The 23,791-nt window shown below is 61.0% G+C and carries 23 protein-coding genes; 6 read left to right on the top strand and 17 right to left on the bottom strand.

What is annotated here, in order from left to right; all coding sequences use genetic code 11:
* Positions 1-119: 119 nt before the first annotated feature.
* The 6 genes from LDZ28_RS25665 to sdhC all read right to left on the bottom strand — a co-directional run bounded on the left by LDZ28_RS25665 (position 120) and on the right by sdhC (position 7,315).
* Positions 120-1,157, bottom strand: coding sequence for a porin (locus LDZ28_RS25665; protein ID WP_244830218.1), 1,038 nt, complete (start codon positions 1,155-1,157; stop codon positions 120-122).
* A gap of 75 nt (positions 1,158-1,232) precedes the next feature.
* Positions 1,233-3,665 carry a glucose/quinate/shikimate family membrane-bound PQQ-dependent dehydrogenase gene (locus tag LDZ28_RS25660; RefSeq protein ID WP_244830217.1) on the bottom strand — a complete coding sequence of 811 codons (2,433 nt, stop codon included), beginning with the start codon at positions 3,663-3,665 and terminating at the stop codon, positions 1,233-1,235.
* Between the two features lie 361 nt (positions 3,666-4,026).
* Positions 4,027-4,731 (bottom strand): succinate dehydrogenase iron-sulfur subunit, encoded by a 705-nt coding sequence (locus LDZ28_RS25655; protein ID WP_244829110.1) that lies wholly within the window; start codon positions 4,729-4,731, stop codon positions 4,027-4,029.
* 19 nt (positions 4,732-4,750) lie between these two features.
* Entirely contained in the window at positions 4,751-6,526 is a 1,776-nt protein-coding gene (gene sdhA, locus LDZ28_RS25650) for a succinate dehydrogenase flavoprotein subunit (protein ID WP_244829109.1), read from the bottom strand.
* 5 nt (positions 6,527-6,531) lie between these two features.
* Positions 6,532-6,900, bottom strand: a complete 369-nt coding sequence (gene sdhD / locus LDZ28_RS25645) for a succinate dehydrogenase, hydrophobic membrane anchor protein (protein WP_244829108.1) — start codon at positions 6,898-6,900, stop codon at positions 6,532-6,534.
* A gap of 4 nt (positions 6,901-6,904) precedes the next feature.
* The gene (sdhC, locus tag LDZ28_RS25640) at positions 6,905-7,315 is read right to left on the bottom strand and encodes a succinate dehydrogenase, cytochrome b556 subunit (protein WP_244830216.1); all 411 of its coding nucleotides are present in this window, start codon (positions 7,313-7,315) and stop codon (positions 6,905-6,907) included.
* Between the two features lie 219 nt (positions 7,316-7,534).
* Here sdhC and LDZ28_RS25635 point away from each other — a divergent pair, with 219 nt between their 5' ends.
* Complete coding sequence (locus tag LDZ28_RS25635) at positions 7,535-8,425, top strand: LysR family transcriptional regulator (protein WP_244830215.1); 891 nt, start codon at positions 7,535-7,537, stop codon at positions 8,423-8,425.
* Between the two features lie 29 nt (positions 8,426-8,454).
* Here LDZ28_RS25635 and LDZ28_RS25630 read toward each other — a convergent pair whose 3' ends face one another.
* From LDZ28_RS25630 to LDZ28_RS25605, 6 genes are all read right to left on the bottom strand, one after another.
* Complete coding sequence (locus LDZ28_RS25630) at positions 8,455-8,730, bottom strand: hypothetical protein (protein ID WP_244831042.1); 276 nt, start codon at positions 8,728-8,730, stop codon at positions 8,455-8,457.
* 174 nt (positions 8,731-8,904) lie between these two features.
* Positions 8,905-9,609: a TetR family transcriptional regulator gene (locus LDZ28_RS25625; protein WP_244830214.1), complete on the bottom strand. Its 705-nt coding sequence runs from the start codon at positions 9,607-9,609 to the stop codon at positions 8,905-8,907.
* Between the two features lie 41 nt (positions 9,610-9,650).
* On the bottom strand, positions 9,651-10,568 hold the full coding sequence (locus LDZ28_RS25620; protein WP_244830213.1) for an ABC transporter permease: 918 nt from the start codon (positions 10,566-10,568) through the stop codon (positions 9,651-9,653).
* Positions 10,565-11,671, bottom strand: a complete 1,107-nt coding sequence (locus tag LDZ28_RS25615; protein ID WP_370652237.1) for an ABC transporter permease — start codon at positions 11,669-11,671, stop codon at positions 10,565-10,567. Before LDZ28_RS25615 ends, LDZ28_RS25620 begins: the two co-directional genes overlap by 4 nt.
* Positions 11,668-13,239 (bottom strand): ABC transporter ATP-binding protein, encoded by a 1,572-nt coding sequence (locus LDZ28_RS25610; RefSeq protein ID WP_244830212.1) that lies wholly within the window; start codon positions 13,237-13,239, stop codon positions 11,668-11,670. Before LDZ28_RS25610 ends, LDZ28_RS25615 begins: the two co-directional genes overlap by 4 nt.
* Positions 13,236-14,243 (bottom strand): BMP family protein, encoded by a 1,008-nt coding sequence (locus LDZ28_RS25605; protein WP_370652236.1) that lies wholly within the window; start codon positions 14,241-14,243, stop codon positions 13,236-13,238. The genes LDZ28_RS25610 and LDZ28_RS25605 overlap by 4 nt, the downstream gene beginning before the upstream one ends.
* A gap of 176 nt (positions 14,244-14,419) precedes the next feature.
* On the opposite strand from LDZ28_RS25605, the gene LDZ28_RS25600 reads away from it, so the two are divergent.
* From LDZ28_RS25600 to hpxZ, 5 genes are read left to right on the top strand one after another with little or no spacing between them, the layout of a single operon-like run.
* Complete coding sequence (locus LDZ28_RS25600) at positions 14,420-15,223, top strand: cysteine hydrolase family protein (RefSeq protein ID WP_244830210.1); 804 nt, start codon at positions 14,420-14,422, stop codon at positions 15,221-15,223.
* Positions 15,220-16,353 (top strand): amidase, encoded by a 1,134-nt coding sequence (locus LDZ28_RS25595; protein WP_244830209.1) that lies wholly within the window; start codon positions 15,220-15,222, stop codon positions 16,351-16,353. The genes LDZ28_RS25600 and LDZ28_RS25595 overlap by 4 nt, the downstream gene beginning before the upstream one ends.
* 50 nt (positions 16,354-16,403) lie before the next feature.
* Entirely contained in the window at positions 16,404-16,601 is a 198-nt protein-coding gene (locus LDZ28_RS25590) for an AtzG-like protein (protein ID WP_244830208.1), read from the top strand.
* A complete protein-coding gene (locus LDZ28_RS25585; protein WP_244830207.1) occupies positions 16,598-18,001 on the top strand; it encodes an AtzE family amidohydrolase in 1,404 nt (467 codons plus the stop codon). Before LDZ28_RS25590 ends, LDZ28_RS25585 begins: the two co-directional genes overlap by 4 nt.
* Complete coding sequence (hpxZ, locus tag LDZ28_RS25580; protein WP_244830206.1) at positions 17,998-18,375, top strand: oxalurate catabolism protein HpxZ; 378 nt, start codon at positions 17,998-18,000, stop codon at positions 18,373-18,375. The genes LDZ28_RS25585 and hpxZ overlap by 4 nt, the downstream gene beginning before the upstream one ends.
* Before the next feature lie 56 nt (positions 18,376-18,431).
* Here the strand turns inward: hpxZ and LDZ28_RS25575 are convergent, their stop codons facing one another.
* The 5 genes from LDZ28_RS25575 to LDZ28_RS25555 form a co-directional block, all read right to left on the bottom strand.
* Positions 18,432-19,868 (bottom strand): cytosine permease, encoded by a 1,437-nt coding sequence (locus LDZ28_RS25575; protein WP_244830205.1) that lies wholly within the window; start codon positions 19,866-19,868, stop codon positions 18,432-18,434.
* A 108-nt stretch (positions 19,869-19,976) separates the two neighbouring features.
* The gene (gene argE / locus LDZ28_RS25570) at positions 19,977-21,140 is read right to left on the bottom strand and encodes an acetylornithine deacetylase (RefSeq protein WP_244830204.1); all 1,164 of its coding nucleotides are present in this window, start codon (positions 21,138-21,140) and stop codon (positions 19,977-19,979) included.
* A complete protein-coding gene (locus LDZ28_RS25565; protein ID WP_244830203.1) occupies positions 21,133-21,810 on the bottom strand; it encodes a DUF1028 domain-containing protein in 678 nt (225 codons plus the stop codon). The genes argE and LDZ28_RS25565 overlap by 8 nt, the downstream gene beginning before the upstream one ends.
* A gap of 15 nt (positions 21,811-21,825) precedes the next feature.
* The gene (locus LDZ28_RS25560) at positions 21,826-22,257 is read right to left on the bottom strand and encodes a RidA family protein (RefSeq protein ID WP_244830202.1); all 432 of its coding nucleotides are present in this window, start codon (positions 22,255-22,257) and stop codon (positions 21,826-21,828) included.
* A gap of 57 nt (positions 22,258-22,314) precedes the next feature.
* The gene (locus tag LDZ28_RS25555) at positions 22,315-23,646 is read right to left on the bottom strand and encodes an NAD(P)/FAD-dependent oxidoreductase (protein ID WP_244830201.1); all 1,332 of its coding nucleotides are present in this window, start codon (positions 23,644-23,646) and stop codon (positions 22,315-22,317) included.
* Positions 23,647-23,791 lie beyond the last annotated feature (145 nt).

Below are 23,791 nucleotides of genomic sequence, written 5' to 3'. Positions count from 1 at the left end.
CCGCGATGAGGTTCGTCGGCAAGCCGACATCGGACGATCTGTTGCGCGTCGCGTTGCGCGGTTTGATCGACGCACTTCGATAAAGCCGCTTAGCGTCGCTTAAAGCCGCCTGGAGCCGCTTAAAATCGCTCGATTGCGCCGATCTGCACGCCGCGAATCGGCGCACCCGGATACGCGGCCGGAAGCCCCGTCACATTCACACCGCGCAAGGTGAAGGTGGCATCGCCGCGATTACGCAGCATCGCGCCTGTCGCGTAGAACATCAATGTCTTCGAAAGATCGTATTCGCACGCAATGCTGAACTGGTCCGCGTTATTGTCGCCGCCCGATCGATCGCGCGCATAAGCATAACCAAGCGATGCGCGCAGAGCCGGCGAGAACGCGTAGCGCATCGAGACGGACATGCCGTCGTCGTGATAACGCGGCGATCCGCCATCGCCATTGAAGAAGTTGAGAAACGCCGTCGTCTTGCCGAAGCGATACGACACGCCACTCAGATTCGAACGTAGCCCCGTGCTGCCCTGCGTGTCCTGATGCGCGTAAGCAATACGGAACGGCCCGTTGCGATACGCGAAGGTTTCGTAATTGCCCGACAAGCCATTGCCCGCGCCGGCATCGCGCAAGGCGAACATGATGGTCGTCGTGAAGCCGTGAATGTCCGGCGACAGATACGTGATGCCGTTATCCGTATAAGGCGTGATCTTCGACAGGTTGTTGAGACCCGATGCGATCGTCCCGGCACCGAAGGCGTCGAGTTGTCCCTTGAACGGAATGTAGATCGGCGAATACTGACGCCCCATGCGCACTTCGCCCCACGGCGCGCCGACGCCGATCCATGCCTGACGATTGAACAAGGTGCCCGCGGTCGCAAGCGTCCCGTCAGCGGAACTGAAGCCGCTTTCGAGATCGAACAGGAGACGCGTGTCGCCAGTCAGTGGTTCGGCGCCCCGCATGCCGAAGCGCGAACCGCGATACGCGCCCGAATCCATGCGCGGCGTCCACCCTGAACCGGGATTGGTCACCTCGATGCTGGTGTCGATCGTTCCATACAAGGTCACGGCGCTCTGCGCATGAACCGCCGTAGCGCCCATGCCAAACGTGCCTAGCAGGGTCAGGGCCAGGGCCAGACAGCGGCCCGAAAGAGATGTAAGACGCATATTGTTGTTGTGCTGACGCGCCAGGCCGACAGGCTCGAAGAGAAGCCGTCACTTTAACCAAGCGACGGCGCGTACTCAATGATCCAGTGCATAGGCGATGACATAATCGCCCCGATCCGGCGACTGTCGCGCGCCGCCCGCCGAGATGAGCACGTACTGCTTGCCCGTTTTCGGCGATACATAGCTCATCGGTCCACCCTGACTTCCCACCGGCAGACGCGCTTTCCATACCTCCTTGCCGGTCGCGCTATCGAAGGCACGCAGGTAGTAGTCTTGCGTCCCCGCGATGAACACGAGGCCGCCCTGCGTCGCCAGCGTGCCGCCGAGCGTCGGCATGCCAATGGGCATCTTCATCCCCATCTTGATACCGAAGGGACCCGTGTCCTGCACCGTGCCCACAGGCACTTGCCATACGATCTTCTGCGTCTTTAAATCGACCGCGGAAAGCGTGCCGAAAGGCGGCTTCTGACAAGGGATACCGAGCGGCGACATGAAGCGGTTTTTGTTGACGGCGTAAGGCGTGCCTTTCAGCGGCACCGCGCCCATGCCGGTGTTTACGGACTCGCCGCCGTTGCTGGCCTGCACGTTGTCGGTCTTCTGCGGAATCATCTGCACCCAGAGGCCGAGGCGCATGTCGTTCACGAAGATGTAGTGACTATTCGGATCGGTCGAAAGGCTGCCCCAGTTCATGCCGCCGAGCGAGCCTGGAAAGCTCAGCGAGATGTCCGTGTCGGGCGGCGTAAAGAGACCGTCGTAACGCATCGACTTGAAGCTGATCCGGCAGATGAGTTGATCGAAAGGCGTGGCGCCCCACATGTCCGATTCCTTCAGCGTATCGGCGCCGATGAGCGGCATGCCGACCGAGTACGGCTGGGTATCGGGATACTGCTCGCCGGGAATGCTGCCCTTTTTGACGGGCTTTTCCTCGACGCGCGTGAGCGGCTGACCCGTAAGCCGATCGAGCACGAAGACCTGCCCGGACTTCGTGCCGAACACCACGGCGGGTTTGGTCGAACCATCCTTCTCGGGGAAGTCGATCAGGCTCGGCTGCATGGGAACGTCGAAGTCCCACAAATCGTTGTGGACCGTCTGGTAGACCCACTTCTCCTTGCCCGTCGTGGCATCGAGCGCGAGGATGGACGTGGCATAACGATGATCCAGAGCCGTGCGGTTCGCGCCCCAGAGATCCACCGAGGAGCTGCCCATCGGGATGAACACCGTGTTCATCGCGGGATCGTACGACATGGGCGCCCACGAGTTCGGCGTGCTCCGAGCAAAGGTCTGACCCGGCTCGAGTTGCGCGTTGGGATCGTCATGGCCCGGATCGAAAGCCCAGCGCATTTGCCCCGTGATGACATCGAAACCGCGCAGCACGCCACCGGGCATGTCGGTCTGCACGTTATCCGCTACTCGCCCGCCCACGACCACGGTCGTGCCTGCAAGCGTCGGCGCGGAAGTAAGCTGATACTTGGGGTCATCCGCCGCGCCAAGGCCTGCTTTCAGATTCACGAAACCATGGTCGCCGAAGCTATCGCAGAGCGCGCCGTTATCGGCATCGATGGCAACGAGGCGCGCATCGATCGTGTTCATCAGAATGCGGCGCTGACACGCTTCGCCCGATGCAAGCGTCGGCGCGATCACGGGCGTCGAACCCGCGACCGAAGGCTGCGTAAGCGCTTGCGTGGCATCGAAGTATGCAAGGCCGCGACAACGGTTCCACACCTGCGCCTGCGCATTGATTTCGCGCTTCCAGATTTGCTTGCCGCTGTCGACATCGACAGCGATCACGTTGTTATGCGGCGTGCACATGAAGATGCGATCGCCCACTTGCAACGGCGTCTGCTGATCTTCCGCGCCGTTGCCACCGGGACTCACCGGCACGTCGCCCGTATGAAAAGTCCATGCAACGTGCAGGTCCTTGATGTTGTCGCGCGTGATCTGGTTCAGCGCCACGAAACGGCTGCCGCCCGGCGTATTGCCATAGTTGCTCCAATTCTTCTGCGCGTCGTTCTGTGCAAGCGGTGCGAGCGGCGCAGGCGTGCCCTCGAAGGCGACCGGGTCGTGCGGTTCGAACATCTGCACGAACGTGACGACCATGCCCAACGCAAACAGCGCGCTCAAACCGTATGCCCATTTCGACGCGGGCGTCACCCTCTCATGCTTGCGCAACGACGGCCATAGCAGCAACGCGAGCACCATGAAGCCCGTCGGCAACATGAGACGCGACACCAGCGGCCAGAAATCGAAGCCTGCGTCGATCAAGGCCCAGATCAGCGTGCCGACGAACGCCACGCCATACACGATGACCGCGGAAGACCGCGCGCGCATCAACTGCACCGCGGCCACGGCGATCACGATCCCGGCGATCACGAAGTACGGGCTGCCGTGCAGCAAGACGAGCTTCGCGCCGCCTGCAACGAAGAACAAACCCGTGGCCAGCATTGCGAGCCCCAACAACACACAACCGGTTCTCAGCGCGGCTGAAACACGGGTATTACTCGTAGACATCTATTTTCTCCAAGAAGCTCGGGCGCGGTCGGTCGCGAAGGATAGAGCCTTCGGTACGCTGGATGGGAACGCATCGGCGAAACAGGCTTGCAGACGAAGCGTTGCTGCACGGCGCAGGGTTGCGCGCGGCACGGCCCTTCTCAACGCCATGCGGGGAGCATGGCGATTAGCGGTGCCGACGACGGCACTTGTGCAATCTCGATATTCTAACCGGATAGTTAAAAATGTGCTTAGTTACTCTCAGTATCTGTCCCTTTTCGACGGGACGTTTGCACGCTTGAGCTAGCTCTCAAACGACAACTGCCGAAGCTGGCTCACGCTCAGCTTCGGCAGTCGTTCAATGCTTGTTACGCCATTCGCGCTACACCGCGCGGCGCACCATCAATTCCTTGATCTTGCCGATCGCCTTGGTCGGGTTGAGCCCCTTCGGGCACACGTCGACGCAATTCATGATCGTGTGGCAACGGAACAGACGATACGGATCTTCCAGGTTGTCCAGACGCTCGCCGGTCGCTTCATCGCGGCTATCCGCAATGAAGCGATACGCCTGCAGCAAGCCCGCCGGTCCGACGAACTTGTCCGGATTCCACCAGAAGCTCGGGCACGACGTCGAGCAACTCGCGCACAGAATGCACTCGTACAGCCCGTCGAGCTCGTCGCGTTCGACCGGCGACTGCAGACGCTCTTTTTCCGGCGGCGGCGTGTCGTTGATCAGATACGGCTTGATCGAATGATACTGATTAAAAAATTGCGTGAAGTCGCAAATCAGATCGCGCACCACCGGCAAGCCCGGCAGCGGACGCAGCACAATGCGCTGCGGCAGATCGTTCATGTTCTGCAAACACGCAAGACCGTTCTTGCCATTGATGTTCATCGCGTCCGAGCCGCACACGCCTTCGCGGCACGAACGACGAAACGACAGCGTCTCGTCGACCGACTTCAGCTTGAGCAGTGCATCGAGCAGCATGCGTTCGTGCGAGTCGATCTCCAGCTCGTACGTCTGCATGCGCGGGGCTGCGTCCTTGTCCGGATCGTAGCGATAGACTTCGAAGATTCTCTTTGCCATTTCGATTTTCCCTTGTGCCTTAGAAGGTCCGTGCCTTCGGCGGCACCGATTCGACCGTCAGCGGCTTCATCTGCACCGGCTTGTAGTCGAGGCGATCGCCTTCGCTGAACCACAGCGTATGGCGCATCCAGTTCTCATCGTCGCGATGCTCGAAGTCGCTGTGCGCGTGCGCGCCACGGCTTTCCTTGCGCGCTTCGGCCGACACCATGGTCGCGCGCGCGACTTCGATCAGGTTCGCCAACTCCAGCGCCTCGACCTTCGCCGTGTTGAACACCTTCGATTTGTCCTTCAGATGCACGTGCTTCACGCGCGCGGTGAGTTCGTCGATCTTGCTCACGCCCTCTTCGAGCAGCTTCGATGTGCGGAACACGCCCGCATGCGCCTGCATGGTCGAACGAATGTCGTTGGCGATGTTCTGCGTGTATTCGCCCGACGTCGACTTCTCCAGCACCGCGAGACGTTCGAGCGCGAAGTCGGCGGCATCGGCCGGCAGCGGCTTGTGCTCTTTCAACTCCTTCGCGTGCTTGATGATGTGATTGCCCGCCGCGCGGCCGAACACCACCAGGTCGAGCAGCGAGTTCGTGCCCAGACGGTTCGCGCCGTGCACCGAGACGCACGAGCATTCGCCCACCGCGTAGAACCCGTTGACCGGCTCGTTATAACCATTGGACGTACCCACGACCTGCCCGTGCATGTTCGTCGGTATGCCACCCATTTGATAGTGGATGGTCGGCACCACGGGAATGGGCTCCTTGATGCAATCGACGTTGGCGAACTTGAGCGCGATCTCGCGAATCGACGGCAAGCGCTTCATGATCGTCTCGGCGCCGATGTGCGACAGATCCAGCAACACGTGGTCCTTGTTCGGACCCACGCCACGGCCTTCCTTGATTTCCTGATCCATCGAACGCGAAACGAAGTCGCGCGGCGCGAGGTCCTTGAGCGTCGGTGCGTAGCGCTCCATGAAGCGGTCGCCGTTCGAATTGCGCAAGATGCCGCCTTCGCCGCGCACGCCTTCGGTAATCAGCACGCCCGCGCCCGCGACACCGGTCGGGTGGAATTGCCAGAACTCCATGTCCTGCAACGCGATGCCCGAGCGCGCGGCCATGCCCAAGCCATCGCCCGTGTTGATGAACGCATTCGTCGATGCCGCGAAGATACGTCCCGCGCCGCCCGTGGCGAACAGCGTGGTCTTGCCTTCGAGGATATACACGTCGCCCGTTTCCATCTCCAGCGCGGTGACGCCGAGCACATCGCCTTCGGCGTCGCGGATCAGGTCCAGCGCCATCCATTCGACGAAGAAGTGCGTTTTGGCCGCGACGTTCTGCTGATACAGCGTGTGCAACAACGCGTGGCCGGTACGGTCGGCCGCGGCACAGGCGCGTTGCACGGGCTTTTCGCCGTAGTTGGCCGTGTGTCCGCCGAACGGACGCTGATAGATCGTGCCATCCGGATTGCGGTCGAACGGCATGCCCATGTGTTCGAGCTCATACACGGCGTTGGGCGCTTCACGGCACATGAATTCGATTGCATCCTGGTCGCCGAGCCAGTCGGAGCCCTTGATGGTGTCGTAGAAGTGATAGTGCCAGTTGTCCTCGCTCATGTTGCCAAGCGAGGCGCCAATGCCGCCTTGCGCGGCGACCGTATGCGAGCGCGTGGGAAACACCTTCGACAACACAGCGACCGACAGGCCCGCACGCGCGAGCTGCAGCGATGCGCGCATGCCCGAGCCGCCCGCGCCCACGATGACCACGTCGAAACGGCGACGCGGCAGGGAAGTCTTGATTGCAGCCATGTTCTTTAAACTCTCCAGAGAATCTGTGCAGCGTAGCCGGCGCATCCGACGAGCCAGAGGATGGTCAGCACCTGAAGAAACAGGCGCACGGCCATGGGCTTCACGTAATCCATCCAGATATCGCGAATGCCGACCCACGCGTGATAGAACAGGCAAAGCAGAGTCACGAAGGTGGCAAGCTTCATCCACTGCATGGCGAAGATGGACGCCCAGCCTTCATAGGAGAAGCTGTGAGCGGCGAAGAACCAGAACAGCAAAACGACGGTGTACGCCGCCATCACGACGGCGGTGATACGTTGCGCGAGCCAGTCGCGCAGGCCGTAATGCGCGCCCACGACCAGGCGCTTCGGGCCAACTCTGTTTTGGGTTGCCATGGTCTTAGACGGCTCCGAAAATTTTAAGGGCCATCACAGCCGTGAGAAGCAGCGAGACGACGAGCACGATCAACGCGCTTTGCTTGCCGCCTTCCTTGTTCACGCCAACGTGCGTGTCGAGCAGCAGAAAGCGAATGCCCGCGCAGAAGTGATGCAGATACGCCCACGACAGCACGAGCGTGATGATCTTGACGATGGGGTTGGCCAGAAAGCCCTTGAACGCGTCGAAACTGAGTTCCGAGGTCAGGCTCTGATCGAGCAGATAGAGAATGAACGGCAGCGACACGAAAAGCAGCAAGCCGCTGATGCGATGCAGGATGGACACCTTCCCCGCGAGCGGCAAGCGATACTTCGCGAGTTGACCAAGCCCGATGTTCCGGAACTCGGGCCTTGGTTTTTTTACGGCTTCAGCCACGGGCAGACCCCTTCTCACTTTAGATTGAGCAACCGCAGCACGTCGCCGGCACGCTCGTCGAGCGCGACTCGTCCCGTCGGCCTCAGTCGAAAACCGGCCGCGTGTATTGGAGGAAGAGTTATAGGCGCGCGGTCTGCGCGATAGCGTTATTTTGTCGCGTCGTTGTTATACTGTCCAATATCTATCTCGTCTTTCTGAAATAGCTTTAACAGATATCGCATGGAATTGCGCCATATTCGTTATTTTCTGGCCGTGGCCGAAGAGCTAAACGTGACGCGCGCGGCGGAGCGGCTCGGCATCGGGCAGCCGCCGCTCAGTCAGCAGATTCACGCTCTAGAAGACGAAATTGGCGTGCGCCTGTTCCGTCGCACGGGGCACGGCGTGGTGCTGACCGAGGCCGGAGAAGCGTTTGCGGCCGATGCCAGACGCATCCTGAACGACACGCGCATTGCCGTGGAAAACGCGCAAAGCGCGGGACGCGGTGAAATGGGGCAACTCAACATCGGTTTCACGGGTTCCGCGGCGTTCAATCCGGTCGTGTCGCAACTGATTCGCGCGTATCGGCAGGCATTTCCTAACGTTACGCTTACGTTGGCCGAAGGCAACACCGCCCAATTGCTGGCTTATCTCGATGCAGGCACCGTCGATGTCGCGTTCGTGCGGCTCGGCAGCCAGTCGCCTGTGGGCGTCGAGTTTCACCACATCGCGGTAGAGCCCATGCGTGTGGTGCTGCCCGTCACGCATCGGCTGGCGAAGAAAAAGAAGATCGCATTGTCAGCGCTGGCCGAAGATCCCTTCGTCATGCTGCCGCGCGTGGCGAGTCCGACGCTGCACGATGTGATCGTCGGCGCATGCAGGGAGGCCGGTTTCGAGCCCGTTGCAGGCCAGCAGGCGCCGCAGCTTTCGTCGGTCGTGAACCTCGTCGCGGCCGAGTTCGGCGTGTCGCTCGTGCCGGCTTCCGTGTGCCAGATACAAGTCGAAGGCGTCGTGTATGCCGACATGACCGGCAAAGCCGTATCGATCAGGCTTGCGTTGGCATCGCGGATTGAAGCCACGCAAGCCAAGACCGCGAACTTTCTCGATATGGCACTGGGTTTTGCTCAGGTTTAGGGTGGCCGCTTCCGCGTGAGCGAAGCCGCTCATTCGGCCTGAGCGTCGTGCAAATCGCCGAACAAATCCGACGTCGCACCGCTCGATGGCTGCAACGACTGCAACGCGCCGCTCCTGACCTGTTCGAGCACTTGCGGCGAGAGCCACCGCTCTTCCATTGCGGCGATGCCGCTTTCGATCATCTGCTGCAGAAAAAACGACTGCTTGCGCCCAGTCGCTTCCGCCAGTATGCGTAATCTTTGTTCGATCGCGGGCTCGACGCGAACCGCGACGACCTTCAACTTGTTTTCGGCGGACCTTCTCAACCTTGACTCCCAATGCATGTCCCGCGTCGATAACGGACGCGTGCGTGGCTCGGCTTTTATCACAAAGAGGCGGCGCATCGCAATGCTTCTTTGTTGCGGCCTTCGCAAACATGCCTGCGCGCGGCTTGAATCGCACGCTTATTCACGCATTCACCGCTACACGCATTCACCGCATCACGCATTCACCGCGAGCTTCATCGTACCTTCTCTTGCGAGAAACGCGCGCACGAGTTGATGCGCCTGATCCTTGTGCGCGGATTGCCACGATGCGGCGAGCATCTCGGTATCGAACATGCGTGACAGCGTGTACGCGTTCGATTTGTGAAAATACGCGAGACTCACCAGCGTGACATAGAGATGCAACGGGTCGATGCCGCGCCTTAACGTCCCTGCCGTCTCGCCACGACGGATCAGCGTGCGCAGCATGTCGAGCACCGGCGACGACATTGCTGGAATGACCTTCGAACGCTTCATGTAGCGCGCGCGATTCAGGTTCTCCCATGAAAGCAGACACAGCAGCTCGGGGTGTGCCGCGAAATGGCCTTCGGTGAAGTCATAAAGTTGCAAAATGCCCGCGGCGGGATCGACGGTATGCGCGTCGAGCGTGACAGCTAATTCGGCTTCGCGAAGGCGCGCGAGCACATGCTCCAGGACTTCGACATAAAGCGCTTCCTTGCCGCCAAAGTAGTGATAGATCATGCGGATGTTGACCTTCGAACGGCTCGCGATGGTCTCTACGCGCGCACCGGAAAAGCCCTTGTCCGCGAACTCGCGAATGGCGATCCTGAAGATGCGCTCCTTCGTCTTCGCCGCGAGCTGCGTGCGGCGTGTGGGCGCGGCATCTTCTTTCGAGGCGCTTTTCAGCTTGGGCGGGGCCATGAGTCGTGTCGTTGATAAGGACATGTCGATGTTACCCGCCTTTAACGTCTGAACGGCAGCGTAAGCGCGGGCGGTGCGGTCTGTCTGCCGATGAGCCCCGCCACCGCGATCAACGCAAGCAAATACGGCAACATGATGAGCAACGCGGTGGGCACGTGCAGGCCGAACATCGGTAGCTGAAACTGCATGGCCGTGGCGGCACCGAACAAGAGACACGCGAGCGCCGTGCGGCCGATCTTCCAGTTGCCGAAGATGATGGCGGCAATCGCCAGATAACCCGTACCGTTAGTCATATTCTCCGTGAACGTGTGTATGTCGCCGATGGAAATGAAGCAGCCCGCTGCCGCCGACATCACGCCCGAGTACACCACCGCGCCATAACGAATGCGCGTAACAGGCAGCCCCGATTGATCGACGGCGCGTGGCGCGACGCCTGTCGCATGCAGCGCAATGCCGAGCGCGGTGCGGCGCATGATGACCGACGTTGCGATCAAAACGGCAAGCCCCGCATACAGCAGCCACACCTGACCGAACACCGGCTCGCCGATCAACGGCAATTTGCCGAGCACGGGCGGCGACCAGTGCGCGAGGCCGGGAATGACCGCGCTGGAACGTTCGCCGAATACTGCCCGGTATGCGAGCGTCGTGCCACCAAGCGCGAGAATGTTGATGCCGATGCCTGTCACGATCTGATTCGCGCGCAAGGTCACGCTCAGAAACGCCTGCAGCAAGGCAAGCGGAATCACGCCGAGCATGCCGCATAAAAGCCCGAGCGATGGATGCCCCGTCAGCCAGGAAAACACCGCACCGAGAAACGCGCCCGTCAGCATCATGCCTTCGACGCTCATGTTCAACACGCCTGCGCGTTCGCTGATGAGTTCGCCGGTCGAAGCAAGCAACATGGGCGCGGCCAGGCGAATGGATGCGCCCGCAAAGACCGCGAGAAGTTCGAGGTTCATCGCGAAGTTTCTCCTTTATCGAGCCACGTTGCGCCGCCTGCCAAAGCGATCGTGACGATGCCCTGCACGATCAACACGAGCGCCGAAGGCACTTGCGCGACCATCTCCATGTTGATGCCACCCGAGCGCAAGAAGCCGAACATCAAGGCCGCCGCGAACACGCCGGTGATCGAACCACGCGCGAGCAAACCGACGACGAGGCCATCGAAACCGTAGCCCGACGAGAAGCCCGCCTTCAGCGAGTATTGATCGCCTTGCAGCATCAACGCGCCGGCGAGTCCGCTGAACGCGCCTGCGATCGCAAGCGCGCCGACGAGCGATGATGTGATCGGCAAACCCGCGCGCTTCGCGGCAACGGCGTTGAGCCCCGCTGCGCGCAACGACAGGCCGAAGCGCGTGCGCGCGAGCATCACGGCCGATGCAACAGCCAGCACGAGCGTCACCGGCAAGCCGATATTCAGGTTCATGCCGCTTGCCATGAAGATGGCCGGCAGCTTGGTTACATCGGGAATTTCCAGCGATTCAGGCAAGGTCGCGCCGCTCGTCATTGGTTGACGCAGCAGTGCATCGCTTTGCACGCACCAGTAAAGCAGCCACACGGCGATGAACGAAAGCAGCAGCGTACTGATGACTTCGTTGGTACCGGCTTTAGCTTTCAGCACGCCGGGCACGCCGCCCCATACCGCACCCGCGGCGGCCGCCGTGAGCATCGGCACGATGAAGGCGAGGCCTAAAGGCAAGTGCGCGCATCCGCCGTAGAGACTCATCGCCGTGGCAACTATGCCGCCTATCGCCAGTTGCCCTTCTCCGCCCACGTTGGTCAGCTTCGCGCGATTTGCGATGACGAAGCCCGTGCCGACGAGCGCGAACGCGAGGCTGCGATTGACGGAGGCCCCGATTGCATAGGGCGAGCCCCACGCGCCATCTGCGAACGCGGCGAGCGCATCGGCAATGGATACGCCCATCAACGCGATCAAGCCGAGCGCCGCGAGCATTGCAAAGAGCACGGCCGCCGCGATCACGAACGCAACGCGTAATTGCGGCGCATGGCGCGCGCCGGACGTTGCCGCGAACGGCCGATGCAGCTTCATGTTGACGTTCATGCGTTATCTCCCGAGCCCGCCATCCATGCGCCGATACGACCGCGATTGCTCGCATCGGGCGTACATGTGCCCATGATGCGACCGCGATACAGCACGACGATGCGATCGGCGACGCTCATCAGTTCGTCGAGTTCAGAGGAAATGAGCAGCACGCCCACGCCGCGGTCGCGCGCCGCGCGAATATGCGCATAGACGGCGGCCACCGCGCCGACATCGAGCCCGCGCGTGGGCTGCGCCGCAAGCAGGAACAGCAAAGGGTCGAGCGTGAGTTCGCGTGCAAGAACGGCTTTCTGCTGATTGCCGCCGGAGAGTCCGCCGAACAATGCATCGGGGCCGCTTGCACGCACGTCGAAACGTTGCATGAGTTCGAGCGCGGCGTCGCGCATGGCGCGGCGGCGCAGAAAGCCACCGCGCGTATAGCGGTCGAGATGATTGAGCAAGAGGTTGTCGGTGAGACTCATGCCGGTGACGCAGCCTACCGCGTGACGATCTTCCGGCACGATACCGACGCCCGCTTCCGTTAATTCGCGCGGGCTGGCGTTGGTCATGTCGCGGCCAGCGATAAAGAAGCGCCCCGACGATGCGCTCAGCATGCCCGCGAGCACCGCGCCGAGTTCGCTTTGACCGTTGCCTTCCACGCCCGCGATACCGACGATCTCGCCCCGATTCACGACGAGCGTGCAGTCCGCGAGACGCGTGACGCCTTCCGCGTCGCGAGCGCTCAGGCCGTCGAGTTGCAGTACTTCGTCATCGAGCGGTCGCGAGTACGGCGAGCCGCTTTGCACGAGTGACAGACGCGTCGCGAGATCGTCAGCGGCATCGCTGTCTTCGCGATGAATCATCGCGTGCACGAGCCGGTCGATATCCCTCGATGGATTCGACGAACGCGCGACCACGCGTCCCGATTGCAGCACGGTCGCACGTGTCGCAATGCGGCCGATTTCCTTGAGCTTGTGCGTCACGAGCACTACCGCGCAACCGCGTCTCGCCACGCGTTCGCACGTGTCGAGCAACGCATCGATCTCGGCGGGCAAGAGCACGGCGGTGGGTTCATCGAGCAACAGAAGACGCGGCTCGCGCATCAGGCATTTGACGATCTCGACGCGTTGCCGTTCGCCGACGGACAAGTCCGCGATCTTCGCGTCGAGCGCAAGATCGAGACCGACGCTCGCCAACACGTCCTGCACGCGCGTGGCTTCCGCTGGCCGGTCGAGCCAGCCCCGCGCCTGACCGAGCAGCAGGTTGTCGAGCACGGTGGCATCGTCGACGAGACTGAAATGCTGATGCACCATCGCGATACCGTTCGCGAGCGCTTCACGCGGATTGCGCGGCCGATACGGCGCGCCGTTGACGCGCATGGCACCCGCGTCCGGCTGATGCACACCGAAGATCACATTGCACAGCGTCGACTTGCCCGCGCCGTTCTCGCCGAGCAGACAATGCACGTCGCCGGGATATAGGTCGAGCGAGACGTCGTCGAGCGCCGTGAACGCGCCGAAGCGTTTGCCGATTCCCTGCAGCGAGAGAATGGGCGAACTATCGGCGGATGGGGAAGCCAGCGTGCTCATCCTTCAGAAACCTTGATCTTGCCGCTCTGGATATCGTCTTCGATCTGCTTGATCTTGGCGTCCATGGCGGGCGTGGATTTGCAGATCACCATGCCGGATGCTTTCGGCCCCATTGCAAGGCCGAACGCTTTATAGCCCGGCTGCCATTGCCCCTTCTCCAGTTGCTCGATGGCGTACTGCGCCTGATAGCCCACGCCCGTGATGCTGTATGCGATGTAAAGCGGATCGCTTCCGCAACGGTCCGTATAGCTGCCGATGATGTGCGTGTCTTTTTCCTTCGCCGCTTGTTCGAGCCCGCGCAAGCCGAGATTCAGGATGTGATAGTGCACGTCCGCGCCCTGCGCGATGGCCGCTGCTGTCGCTTCGCGCGCCTTCGCCACGTTGTCGAAGTCGCCGGTATAAGCCTCGAAGTACTTGACCTTCGGATTGATATAGCGCGCACCGTTGCCGAATTCCTTGCCCGCATTCACGATCGACGGAATCTCCATGCCGCCCACATAACTCACCGCGCCGCTCTTCGACAGCATGGCTGCAGCCGCGCCCGCGACATAAGCGATCTCGGCCTGCTTCACGTCATAGCCCGCGACATTTGGCGGCATGTTCTCGCCCTTGTTGCCGCCGACGATGGAGAACTTCACATTCGGAAAGCGCTTCGCGACCTTGAGTACCGCAGCCTGCGTCTGACCGCCGATACCGATCACGAGCTGATTCTTCGTCGCGAGATTCGTGAGCGCCTGCTCCATGTCCGCGTAGTTGATGTTCTCGATGATCTGCGTCTTCAGCTTCGGGCCGAACTCTTTTTGCGCGGCCGCGACGCCTTCATACCCCGACTCCATCCAGCCCTTGTCGGATTTCGAACCGGGGATCAGGACGCCCACGCGCATCGCTTCATCGGCCGCGTGCGCAGGGCGGATAAAGAACGCCGGCACGCCGAGCGCAACTACGCCGGCAATGGCCACGACGCGTTTCATCAGGATGGAAGGCTGTTGCGAACGGAACATCACTGGCACTCCTTTTGCGTTGAGTTTCGGTAAGTAGGTTATTCATGAGCGAAATGCACATTGCAACTTCAATGCCATGTTCAACCCGCGCGTGAATGTCGAATACTTCGCGCCAGTCGCGTTCGGTGTCATCGGCGACCTGCGGCAACATCCTCAACTCTTTTCCGATGGAGAACACGATGGACCACGCCCCGAACCCCGCCACGGCAGGCGCTGGCTTGCTCGGCGCATTTGCGCAGACGCGCTGGCAAGCGACGGAAACGCTCGTCGATATGGCCGTGCCAACGCCCGTTCCGCGCCTCGCGACACTCGATGCCAAGCCGCAGAAAGTGCGCTTCGACATCGAGAAAACAGCGCTCGTGATCATCGACATGCAGAACGACTTCTGCACCAAAGGCGGGTGGGTCGACCATATCGGGGGCGATTACGGTGCGGACCGTGCACCAATAGCGCCATTGCAGCGCCTGCTGCCGATCGCGCGAGAAAGCGGCGTGCCGGTGATTTGGGTGAACTGGGGCAATAGGCCCGATCTCGCCAACATGCCGCCTAATCAACTGCATCTGTATAAGCCGAAGGGAACGGGAATCGGGCTTGGCGAGGCCTTGCCCGAACATGGCGCACATGTCCTCGAAAAGGATTCGTGGGCAGCCGCCGTGGTCGATGAACTGAAGATCGAACCGCAAGACATCTGCGTGGACAAGTACCGCATCAGCGGCTTCTGGGACACGCCGCTCGACAGCATTCTGCGTAATCTCGGTACACGTACCGTGTTTTTCGCGGGCGTGAACACGGACCAATGCGTGATGCACACACTCACCGATGCCAATTTTCTCGGCTACGGTTGCGTGATGCTCACCGATTGTTGCGCGACTTCATCGCCCGACTTCTGCACGGAAGCGAGTATCTGGAACGTGAGGAAATGCTATGGCTTCGTCGCGGATTCGTTGCAATTCGCCGACGCATTGAACAGCGCGGCCGCATGAATGCTTTCGTTCCCGGTCCGCGTATTCGCGTGAATGCAACCGGCAGCGGCGCGCTCGATGGCTTGCGTTTTGCGGTGAAGGATTTGATCGATATCGCGGGCGTGACGACGGGCGGCGGCAATCCCGATTGGTTTGCCACGCACGATGCCGCGCAATGTCATGCGCCGTGCGTGGCGAAGCTGTTAGCGGCGGGCGCATCCGTGGATGGCAAGACCATCACCGATGAACTCGCCTACAGCCTCGAAGGCGCGAACGAACACTATGGCACGCCGCTCAATCCGCGTTGGCCGCATGCGTTGCCGGGTGGATCGTCGAGCGGATCGGCATCGGCGGTTGCGAGCGGCAGTGTCGATTTCGCACTCGGCACCGACACCGGCGGCTCGGTGCGTGTGCCTGCCGCGTTCTGCGGACTCTGGGGCATACGGCCAACGCACGACGCGGTATCGCTCGATGGCGTGCTGCCGTTTGCACCATGCTTCGACACGGTCGGATGGTTCGCGCGCTCGGGTGATCTGCTTGCGCGCGTTGCCGACGTGCTCCTCGATGAGGTCGCTTCCCACGATGCTCCCACGCGTCTCGTGCGCTGCAAGGAAGCATTCGACGCGCACGGTTCCGCGCGTCTGCGCGAACTTGCACCCGCATCCGCCGAGATCGAACTCTTCGCGGGCGAGGGCTCGGACTGGCTGCATGTCTATCAGCAGTTGCAGGACGACGCGATACGTGCGTCTCTTGGTTCATGGATCGACACGCATACGCCGCGCTTCGGAGCGAACATCGCGCCACGCTTCGCGCGGCTCAAGTCGATCGACGACGCGGAGGTGAATCGGTGCCACGCTTTACGCGAGGAGTATGCGGCACGTATGGCGGATATCGTCGCCGATGCCTTGATTGTGCTGCCAACTACGCCCGTCTCGCTTTTGCGCCAGAATGAAACGTCGGAGCGTATCGGCGCGTTTTATCGCGATGCCTTGACCTTCAACGCCATCGCGGCATTTGCCGGACTGCCGCAAGTGACCATACCCATTGCGAACGAATTGACCGGCCCGCTCGCGTTGTCATTGATCGGTCCGCGTAACAGCGACCGTGCCTTGATTGCGCGGGCGCGAAGTCTGTTCTCCAATATCGAATGAGGTAGACGATCTTGTCTACTCATCATCGCTTTCAACATCGAACGAGAACCATGAACATGCCACCGGAAATCGATGGAACGCTCGACGCTTATGCCGACGCCGCAATTCGGCTGCACTTCCCTCATCTAACGGATGACACCGCCGCGCGTGTCAAGGCGCAATTCGCGCGCATCGCGCAACTCGCGGCACCGGTGCTCGCCTATCCCGTCGATGCCCAGGACGAACCTGCGCCGGTGTATCGCCCATGACCATCAACGACGCATTCCCTGCTGGCGCAGTTGCCATTGCACGTGCCTATGCCGAAGGTGCATTCAGTGCGCGCGAATTGATCGAAGCAACGCTCGCTCGCATCGACACGTATAACGCGCAGATCAACGCCTTCACCACGATCACGCGCGAACGCGCACTCAATGAAGCCACTGCCCTCGATGCACGGCGCGCGAGCGGCGCTGCTTTGCCGCCGCTCGCAGGCGTTCCCTTTGCGGCGAAGAACCTGTTCGACATCGCGAGCGTCACGACGATCGCGGGATCGCGCGTGCTCGCCAATGCCGCGCCCGCCGCTGCGGATGCCACGCTCGTTAAACGACTCGCCGATCATGGCGCAATCATGGTCGGCGCGCTCAACATGGACGAGTTCGCCTACGGCTTCACCACCGAGAACAGTCACGCGGGACCATGCCGCAATCCGCACGACCTGACACGCTCGGCGGGTGGATCGTCAGGCGGCAGCGCCGCGGCGGTCGCGGCGGGCTTCGTGCCTCTCACTCTCGGAAGCGATACGAATGGGTCAGTGCGCGTGCCTGCCTCGCTGTGCGGCGTGTTCGGCGTGAAGCCGACCTATGGACGCTTGTCGCGGCGCGGAACGTATCCGTTCGTCGCGAGTCTGGATCATATGGGCGCATTCGCGCGCAGTGTCGAAGACCTCGGCGCTGTCTATGACGCGCTACAGTTTGCCGATCCACTCGATATGGCTTGCGCGCAGCGTGAATTCGAGCCCGCGCGTGCGATGAGCGGAACCTTGCGCGTTGCACGTCTGACGGGCTATTTCGACGACTACGCACACGACGATGCACGCAACGCATCGCTCACTGCGTCAGCCGCGCTCGAAGCGACGGATACCGTCGAGTATCCGGATGCCGATGCGGCGCGTGGTGCAGCTTTTCTCATCACCGCTGCCGAGGGCGGCCAATTGCACATGAAGGACCTTCGCGCGCACTACGACGAGCGTGAGCCTTTGTCGCGCGACCGCTTGATCGCGGGTGCGTTGCTGCCTGCCGCATGGATCATTCAGGCGCAACGCGTCCGCGCTTCGTTGCGGCGACGCGTGCTGGAACTCTTCGAGCGCTACGACGTCTTGATCGCGCCAGCGACGCCAGTCGTGGCGCCGCGCATCGGCGACGAGTTCATGGAGGTCCGCGGTGAGCGAATGGCAGTGCGAGCCAGCCTCGGCATGTTGACGCAACCCATCTCGTGCCTTGGGTTGCCCGTTGTGACCGCGCCTATGCGAACGGAAGCCGGCTTGCCGATGGGAGTTCAGTTGATTGCCGCGCCGTGGCGCGAAGACCTGGCATTCGAAGCCGCCCGGCGTCTGGAGCAAGCTGGCGTAGCGGGTTGTGCGACACCGCGTTTTGCCGAGGAGAAAGCGTGAACGAGATCAATCGACCGGATGTTCTCGAGGAAGTGAATGCGGTGTTCGACGCGTATGAACGGGCCCTGACTAGCAATGACGTCGCGATGCTGGATGACCTGTTTTTTGATTCGTCGCTAACGGTGCGCTATGGGGCGACGGAAAATCTCTACGGCTACGACGCCATACGCGAGTTTCGTGCGGCACGGTCCGGAACAGGTTTGGCGCGCGAGGTGACGGCACGAATGGTGACGACCTATGGAGATTCGATGGCCGTTGCAAATATCGAATTCCGGAGGGAAGGCGACGCGCGTATAGGCCGACAAAGTCAGACGTGGATACGCTTCGAGGATGGATGGAAGGTCGTCAGCGCGCATGTCAGCTGGATGACCTAAACGCGACCGCGAGCGGCGATCCTCATGCAGACGGATCGCCGCGCCGCCAGGCATCATCACTCGTACCCGGGACCCGTGCGCGCTTGCCGCATCGTCAACGCGCCCTCTTGTCTGCGCCGATAGCCCGAATCCCGCGAAGCCAGCCAGTAATAAAGCGGCGAAGTCAGCAGCAGGCCAATGACCCACGACAGATCCGCGCCATCGAGATACTTCGGCACGGGACCGGCGTACATCGGCGTATTCATGAACGGAATCTGCACGATGATGCCGATTGCATAAGCGATCAAAGCCTGCGGATTGAAGCGCCCATAAATGCCGCCATCGGCTTCGAAGATCGATTGAATATCGTACTTCCCTTTATGGATGACATAGAAGTCGATCAGATTGATCGCGGTCCAGGGCACGAGCACCACGAGCAAGGCAAGCACCAGATCGACGAGATTTCCCACAAAGTTGGTCGATGCGCCAATCGCTCCATAGCAGCACGCAAGCAGAATCGCGACTGAAAGCACGGCGCGCGCTTTGGCCGTGGGAATCCAGCGATAAGCAAACGTCTGCAACGAAGTAATCGTGGCGAGCACCGCGCCATAGAGATTGAGCGCGTTATGACTAATCACGCTAAGCAGAAACAAGACGAGCATGGGCAAGCCGAGGGGGCCGGTCGCAGTCTTGACGGCGTCCATGGTATCAGCGCCGGGCGCGACGGCGAGCGCGGCGACCGCACCGAAGGCAAACGCAAGCGAGGAGCCAATGGTGCAGCCCAGATACGTCGCCCAAAACGTCGACGCTACACGCACATTGCTCGGCAAATAGCGCGAGTAGTCGGAAACATAAGGTGCAAACGCAATCTGCCATAGCGCGGACAAGGAAACGGTAGCCAGCCAGCCTGCGAAATTGAAGCCGCCGCGCGCGAAGAAATCGGCCGTCGCGATATGCGTGAAGATGTATGCAAAGCCCACGAAGATACCGATGCCCAGCACCCACGTGCCAATTCGATTGAGTACGTGAATGAATCGATAGCCGATGATCCCGATCAACCCCGAGCCCACCGCACCGACGACGATCCCGACCGGCACCGATATCGACGTTTCGATGCCATGCAACGACTTGCCTGCGAGCACGATATTCGATGCAAAGAAGCCCACGTACATCACGCCCGCAATCACCGTGACGAGCAAGGCACCCCATGATCCGAACTGCGCGCGGCTCTGGATCATCTGCGGGATACCCATCTGTGGCCCTTGCGCCGAATGCAGCGCCATCAACACGCCGCCCACTGCCTGACCGACGATGATCGCGACGATTCCCCACAGCAAGTTCAAATGGAATATCTGCACGCCAAGCGCGCCCGTCACGATAGGCAATGGCGCAATGTTTCCGCCGAACCAGAGCGTGAATAGATCGCGCACCTTGCCATGCCGATCCTCCGGCGGCACATAGCCGATCGTATGCTTCTCGATGAACGAGGACGTGTTGCTATCCGACGTATTCAAAGTCGTCTCCTTTATTGATTTGGCGCATGCGCGAGTCGTTTCGAAAGACCATGCGCACCGCGGAGCCCGTCGAAAATCTTGGGGCTCTCGAACGCGCCATGGCGCGTGTCAGGAAGCGGTTGCTAGATAATCCGCAAGACGCGCGAGCATGGCGTCGCAGGCGTCGAGTTGCTCGACCCTCACGAACTCGTCGGGCTTGTGCCCTTGATCCATGCTTCCCGGTCCGCACACCACGGTTGGGATGCCCACTTGATTGAAGAGTCCGCCTTCGGTGCCGAACGCCACCGTGCCGAACTCGTTCGAGCCACTAAGAAGCGTCAGCAGGCGCGCTGCTTCGCTATCTGGCGGTGTGGCCAAGCCCGGATAGGCGCTCAAGGATTCGAAGCGAATGTCCGTGTCCGCTTTCACCGCGCGCATCTTCGGAAGCAATTCGGCTTCGGCAAAGCTTTGCAATTCATCCGCCACCTCATGCGCGTCGAAGCCGGGAAGCGCACGCACTTCGAAATCGAATTCGCATTCCGCCGGCACGATATTGAGCGCACGCCCACCTTTGATGACGCCTGCTTGCACGGTCGAATAGGGTGGATCGAAGAGTGCGTCATGGTGCTCGGGCCGTGCCAGGTTCTCGCCAATATCATCCAGCTTGCCGATAAGACGTGCTGCATACGCTATGGCGTTCACGCCGTAGGGCGCGTAAGCCGAGTGACAAGCCGCGCCCTTCACCTGGCAGCGCATGGCGAGCTTGCCTTTATGACCGAGCACCGGCTTCAGTTCGGTAGGCTCTCCGATCAGGCACAAAACGGGCTTGTGTGGGCGCCTCGCCAGTTGCTCCAACATGGGCCGCACCCCAAGGCAACCGACTTCCTCGTCGTAAGAGAAGGCAAGGTGTACGGGCATGACTAGCGATTTCTCAAGGAACGTGGGGACCGAGGCCAGCACCGAAGCGATAAAACCCTTCATATCCGCCGTGCCGCGGCCATATAAGCGCCCTTCCTTCTCGGTAAGCTGAAAGGGATCGAGCGTCCAGGCTTGGCCATCGACGGGCACGACATCGGTATGACCGGATAGAACGATGCCGCCCTTGTCACGCGGACCGATCGTCGCAAACAGATTCGCCTTCGTTCGCTCGGCGTTATAAAACAGTTCGCTCTCGACGCCGAGATTCGCAAGGGTGTCGCGAACGAACTCGATGAGTTCCAGGTTCGAATCGCGGCTGACGGTTGCAAAGCCGATCAGCCGTTCGAGCAAGTCGCGGCTCGACATCTCACTCATTGCCCGGCACTCCATAGCTAGGCGCCACTGTCGGGTTCAGCGCACGGGTCACGTAGTCCTGCATTTGCGGCCGATAAGCCTGCCACAGACCATCGAGCTGGCCGATGGGGTCGGCGTCGGCCCAATCGACGCGCAGATCGACGATAGGCCAACTCAGATCGCTTACGATCTTGAGCGCTGCGGAATGCACCGGCCCGGCTTCGCCGCCTGCGGTCATCGCCGCCCGCATCGCCGCGAGCAAACGATCCGCCAACATGCCTTTGGTGTTTTCGAACGCGGGAATCATGGCTTCGATCACGCCGAGGCTCGCAAGCATGTTGCCTGCGGCGACGCATTGATCTCCAGCCACCGCGTGATGCAGGCCAAGCGCTTCCTTGCCGCTAAAAAACGCGGTGCGGCCATGAGCGTCGATGACCGTTACTTGCCGATATTCGCTGTACGCGTTCGCATCGAGCGCACGGTCGAGCGCCGCTTGAGGATCGAGTTGCGCAGTGTCGATGAGGTCGAGGATCTGCGGCCCAAGTGCGGGCAAAGTCACGTTTTGCGTGGCCACCGCGCCCACGCCGCCGCGTGCCCACGGACATCGCGCGCCCACGGCGATACTCGACGAACTGATTGCAATGCCAAGCTGGCCGGTTTCCTGGCAACGTCCGATCACGGAGAATGTCATGCAAGGCTCCTCGACTTAGGCGGGCTTCCAACCTTCAGGAATGACCGCGATCACATCGATTTCCATCAGCCATTCCGGCTGTCCCAACGCACTCACCACCAGCCCCGTCGAAATGGGAAACACGCCCTTGAGCCACTTGCCGACTTCCTGGTACACCGGCTCGCGATAACGCGGATCGATCAGATACGTGGTCGTCTTGACGATATGGCTCATGTCGCTGCCCGCCTCTTCGAGCAACTGCTTGAGATTCTTCATCGCCTGCTCGGCTTGCGCGCGTGCATCGCCGAGACCCACCAGATTGCCTTCGAAATCCGTTCCCACCTGACCACGCACATAGACCGTGTTGCCGGCGCGCACGGCCTGGCAAAGATCGTTATCGAGCGTCTGGTTCGGGTACGTATCCTTCGTGTTGAACATGCGGATACGCGTATGCGTAGGTTGGCTCATCGATGCACCTCGAAGCTGAGAATGATTGAATAGTGAATGCGGCGTCTTGGGCGATCGTCAACTCACGCCCATCTCGCTGACCTTGTGCACGCGCGGATCGCTGAATGTCGCGGCTTGGTCGGCATGACGGCGCGACGCATCGTGATACGCGAGATACTTGCGCTGCGTGACGATGTGATCGGCAATATGTTTTGCATCGTGCCAGACGCCCCAGATGAAAGCGGAGCCGCGCCGCGAAAGCCAGGGCAAGCCAAGGAAATAAACGCCGGGCTCCTTGGAAACGCCTCGCTGATGCTTGGGCTTGCCTTTATCGTCGAAGGCGTTGACATCGAGCCAGCTGAAGTCGACGGCGTAGCCGGTTGCCCAGATGATCGAACTCACGCCAGCATCGGCAAGGTTCAGTTCGAGAACAGGCTGCTTCATGCATTCCGGATCGGACGGAATGATGCGTGCCTCGGGCTCGTCCGGCAGATCGATACCATTGCGCGCCACATACGCGTCTGCGGCGCTCAGCAAAGACAAGTAGTTGTCGTCGCCGTTGTTGATGTTGGTCGTGAGGTCTGGCTGAAACGTTGCAATGCCATTCTCGAATGACTTCGTGAGACCGACGAGGTTCATGCCCTGATGCGCGAGACGGCGGAAATCGACTGTTTGTCCACCGCGCGCGCCACTCACTGCAATCGTGACGTGCTCCTTGCCCGGCCGCATGACTTCCGCATCCCACTCGCCGAGCACGCCCAGCCACCAGCAAAAATCACGGCCACGATACGCGCGCGGCGGACGGTCATGCGGGCCGACCGACAAATACACCTTCCTGCCGGCGCGCATCAGTTCATCCGCAATCTGCACGCCCGACGATCCCGCGCCGACCACGAGCACCGCGCCTTCCGGCAATTGCTCAGGATTCCGATAATCAGCCGAATGAAGCTGCGTAAGACGCTCGTCCTTCGGGGCGATAGCCGGGATGACCGGCTTCTGGAACGGACCAGTAGCGACGACCACGCGGCTCGCTTCGATCACGCCTTCCGATGTTTCGACGGTGAAGCCTTGCCGCCCGACATTGCGAACCACCTTCTTGACTTCGACGCCCGTGCGAATGGGTGCATCGAACTTTTCGGCGTAGGTGACGAAGTAATCGGCGACCTGATCTTTATTGGCAAAGCCATCGGGATCGACTTCATCGAACTCGAGATTGGGGAAACGATCGTGCCACGCCGGACCGTTCGCCACGAGCGAGTCCCAACGTCCCGTGCGCCAGCGTTCCGCAATGCGGTCGCGTTCAAGAACGAGGTGCGGCACGCCGAGCTTGCTCAGATGCTCGCTCATCGCCACGCCGGCCTGACCGGCGCCAACGACGAGCGTGTCGATTGAGGTTATTTCCACTGTCATGGCTATGTCCTTCCGATATGGCTTTACTTCGCGGATGTGTCCGGCGAAGTCAGCGTCCTTGAAATACGTGCAGTCGTACGTGGCTGGCGTGCTGCCAATGAAGCCCAAATTTACGCTTGAGCGCAGAATTCTAAAAATATATTTA

This window comes from Caballeronia sp. TF1N1 (genome assembly GCF_022878925.1).
Taxonomy (GTDB): domain Bacteria; phylum Pseudomonadota; class Gammaproteobacteria; order Burkholderiales; family Burkholderiaceae; genus Caballeronia.
Note: the sequence above shows the minus strand (reverse complement) of the source record. Positions and strands in the feature narration are given on the sequence as shown.